Raw genomic sequence first — 3704 nt, 5'->3', positions numbered from 1 at the left:
ATATGTCAGATAAGGTATGGGCACTACTGGAGGAGCATTTACCAGGTAGAGAAGAGGCATGGGGGGATAATCAGGAGATGAATCGGGCGAGAAAGGGAGCTCAACACCAAGATACATCTGGCCGTGGATGCGCATGGTATGCTGGTCAGAATCCTTGTTACACAAGGTACCACTGCTGATTGCACGCAAGTTGGCCGCCTGATCGAAGGGATGGATGCAGATCATCTGCTGGCAGATCGTGGCATGACAGTAATGCCATTATTGAACAGGCGGAAAAACGGGGAATGGAGGTTGTTATTCCTCCAAAGAAGAACCGGGAGACGCAAAGATATTATGATCAAGCGCTGTATAAACTGAGGCATTTCGTCGAAAATGCTTTCCTCCATCTCAAAAGGTGGCGTTGCTATAAAACACGCCAAAAATACCTCTTCTTTCCTTGCCGCCGTACAAATTAGATGTCTCGCCCTCCGGACAGGTATCTTGTGACTATACTATCTAGGATCAATCAGAAATGATGCAACGTTTATCTGTCAGCAAATGGTCACGTCGTTTCTCCGCATTATTCTGGGATGGTGTTGCTGCATTGCTGGTGCTCGGTCTGGTGGTTTTTCTTGCCCAGGCCAGCCGCGACTTTATGCAACCTCTGGTGGAATCAGGGCACGATGTCATCAGTCTTGATCCATCCGCCTTACCGGAGTACGCACTGCGAACATCACTCAGAATGTTGCTGGCAATGGTGCTATCGCTGATTTTTACCTTTACGTATGCAACCTGGGCGGCCAAGAGTCGGCGCGCTGAACAGATTCTCATCCCGCTACTCGATATCCTCCAGTCGGTACCGATATTGGGTTTTATCTCGATTACGGTGGTGTTCTTCCTGTCCTTTGCGCCTGGAAAAATGCTGGGTGCCGAACTGGCTTCAGTTTTTGCTATCTTTACCAGCCAAGCCTGGAACATGGCGCTCAGTTTTTATCAATCACTGCACACGGTTCCGAGAGCGCTGGATGAAGTATCGCGCTCGTTTCGGCTCAGTCCATGGATGCGTTTCTGGAAGCTGGAAGTGCCTTTTGCAATGCCAGCACTCATCTGGAACATGATGATGTCCATGTCGGGCAGCTGGTTTTTTGTCGTGGCATCCGAAGCAATTAGTGTGGGTGATACGATCGTCACCCTACCGGGGATCGGCTCTTATATTGCGTTGGCGATTGATCAGCGCGATCTTGGCGCGATTGGCTGGGCAATTGTAGTCATGTTGATAGTGATCCTGATTTACGATCAGCTCCTGTTCCGGCCGTTGGTGGCCTGGGCAGATCGTTTTCGCTTTGAGCAGGAAGCCAGAGGAATGCCACCGCCGCACTCCTGGGTGCTGGCTGTGTTACATCGTTCACAATGGATAACGTTTACCACAGCTTTGTTTGCTAGGATCTGGCGATGGACTTACCAGAAATCGCAACAACCTGCTCGAAAAAAAGCATTTACCTGGAAAGGAACAAGAACAAACCTGAAGCCGTGGATAGATTGGCTGTGGTATGGAACAATTACCGTAGTTTGTGCCATCATTTCATGGAAAATTACGTTCTTTGTTTTGCAGGAAGTGGCGCTGGCAGAAGTAGGAACGGCCATGTTCCTGGGTTTTATAACCATGGTGCGTGTTTTTGTGCTGATCGCGGTTGCCAGTGTTATTTGGGTACCGGTGGGTGTCTGGCTTGGACTGCGGCCAGGCGCAGCGCGTATTGCCCAGCCAATTGCCCAATTCATGGCGGCATTCCCAGCTAATCTACTGTTTCCACCTGCGGTGTATGGGATCGTAGTACTGCAGCTTGATCCAGATATCTGGTTGAGTCCATTGATGATCCTGGGGACGCAGTGGTATATCCTGTTCAACGTTATTGCAGGCGCATCAACTATTCCAGGTGAGTTGCACGATATCAGCGCTAATCTTGGTGTCCGAGGATGGTTGTGGTGGCGACGCATTGCGCTGCCAGCAGTGTTTCCTTTTTATGTGACAGGCGCCATTACTGCCTCGGGTGGATCATGGAACGCCAGCATTGTTGCCGAAATAGTCAGTTGGGGAAGTACTACATTGCAAGCACATGGCCTGGGCGCCTATATTACGGAAGCGACTGTTGCTGGGGATTTTCATCGTGTCGCACTCGGGATCGCAGTCATGAGCGCGTTCGTCGTCGTGATTAATCGCCTGTTCTGGCGCCCGCTGTATGCATTGGCTGAGCGCAAATTCCGTTTAGGGTGAAAGGAGAATCACATCGATACCGTGTTGCTAGATATTCACGAGATTCACAAATCATTTCGCAAACCGGATGGCAGTGAATTGCTCGTGCTTGATGGCATCAACCTTGCTGTTAACAAAGGTGAAATCATCGGCTTGCTGGGTCGTTCAGGTTCCGGTAAATCCACGTTGTTACGCTTAATCGCTGGACTTGCGCCGCCGTCGGCAGGCTCGATTATCTATCTTGGCAACGAAGTGACCGCCCCTCCACCTGGCGTCGCAATGGTTTTTCAAAATCCGGCTTTGTTTCCCTGGCTTACCGTGCTGGAAAACGTGCAACTCGGTCTGGAGGCACTAGGGTTGCCGATCAATGAAGTGCGCCAGCGCGCTATTAAAGCGATTGATCTGATCGGGCTTGACGGGTTTGAATCAGCCTATCCGCGTGAATTGTCGGGTGGTATGCGGCAACGTGTCGGCTTTGCACGCGCATTGGTCGTTCACCCTAATATCCTGCTCATGGATGAACCCTTCTCAGCACTCGATGTGCTGACAGCGGAAACACTGCGTACCGATTTTCTTGATCTCTGGTCGGAAGGCCAGCTTCCCATCAAGGGCGTGATCCTCGTTACCCACAATATTGAGGAAGCTGTGCTGATGTGTGACCGTATCTTCATTTTTGGCAGCAATCCTGGTCGGATTATTAATGAGATCAAGGTTGAACTGCCACACCCGCGCGCCCGTCTTGATCCCACCTTTCGCGATCTGGTCGAGTGCATTTATGTGGAGATGACAACCCGCGCGGTTTCAACATCTGCCGGCAAACGCACAGAATATTTCCCCGGTACGGGAATCGGGACGATTCTGCCATCTGTAACCTCGAACTCGCTTTCCGGTTTGATTGAAGCCGTAGCAGCCCCGCCCTATAACGGCGAAGTGGATCTTCCTGTCATTGCATCCTCCCTGCTTATGGAAATTGATGATTTATTTCCAGTGGCTGAAACACTTCAGATGCTGCGTTTTGCCGAAGTAGTCGGGGGCGATATTAAACTGACCACGGAAGGTCTGCAGTTCGCGGAATTTGATACCGATCAGCGCAAACGCCTGTTTGCCTGGCATTTACTGACCTATGTTGCGCTGGCAGCACATATCCGGCGCGTACTGGATGAACGACCAACACACCGCGCACCCTGGAGCCGGTTTTCAAGTGAACTGGAAGATTACATGCCACAAACAGCCGCTGAGCGAACTCTGCGAACCATCATCACCTTGGGGCGTTATGCGGAAATTTTCTCATATGACGACGAAAAGCATATCTTCAGTCTGGATAATCCTTGAAGAGTTGCTGACTGATTTCTGCTGCGATCTGATATGGTCTAATAGACCCGGACACTCCAGTTAAGAGAAAATAGTCTTAATTGGAGGATGAAACGAGCGCTAAATGCCTTGGACTATCGGGTTAGTCGCTGGAAGGCGAGAA

The 3704-nt window shown here is 50.6% G+C and carries 2 protein-coding genes and 1 pseudogene; all 3 read left to right on the top strand.

All coding sequences use genetic code 11. From position 1 onward, the window contains the following. Window positions 1-486: pseudogene (locus ABF86_RS13005) on the top strand (IS5 family transposase); the annotation flags it as partial. 25 nt (window positions 487-511) lie between these two features. Beyond that, window positions 512-2251 carry an ABC transporter permease subunit gene (locus ABF86_RS12125; protein ID WP_074685521.1) on the top strand — a complete coding sequence of 580 codons (1740 nt, stop codon included), beginning with the start codon at window positions 512-514 and terminating at the stop codon, window positions 2249-2251. Between the two features lie 21 nt (window positions 2252-2272). Continuing rightward, window positions 2273-3562: a nitrate/sulfonate/bicarbonate ABC transporter ATP-binding protein gene (locus ABF86_RS12120; RefSeq protein ID WP_083341463.1), complete on the top strand. Its 1290-nt coding sequence runs from the start codon at window positions 2273-2275 to the stop codon at window positions 3560-3562. Window positions 3563-3704 lie beyond the last annotated feature (142 nt).

The sequence above is a fragment of the Nitrosomonas sp. GH22 genome, assembly GCF_009833115.1.
Classification (GTDB): Bacteria; Pseudomonadota; Gammaproteobacteria; order Burkholderiales; family Nitrosomonadaceae; genus Nitrosomonas; species Nitrosomonas eutropha.
This window is presented reverse-complemented; position numbering and strand designations above follow the sequence as displayed.

What these genes read in the sequence shown, in the direction of transcription:
- ABF86_RS12125 (WP_074685521.1), top strand. Translation starts at nt 512, where the DNA reads ATGATGCAACGTTTATCTGTCAGCAAATGGTCACGTCGTTTCTCCGCA.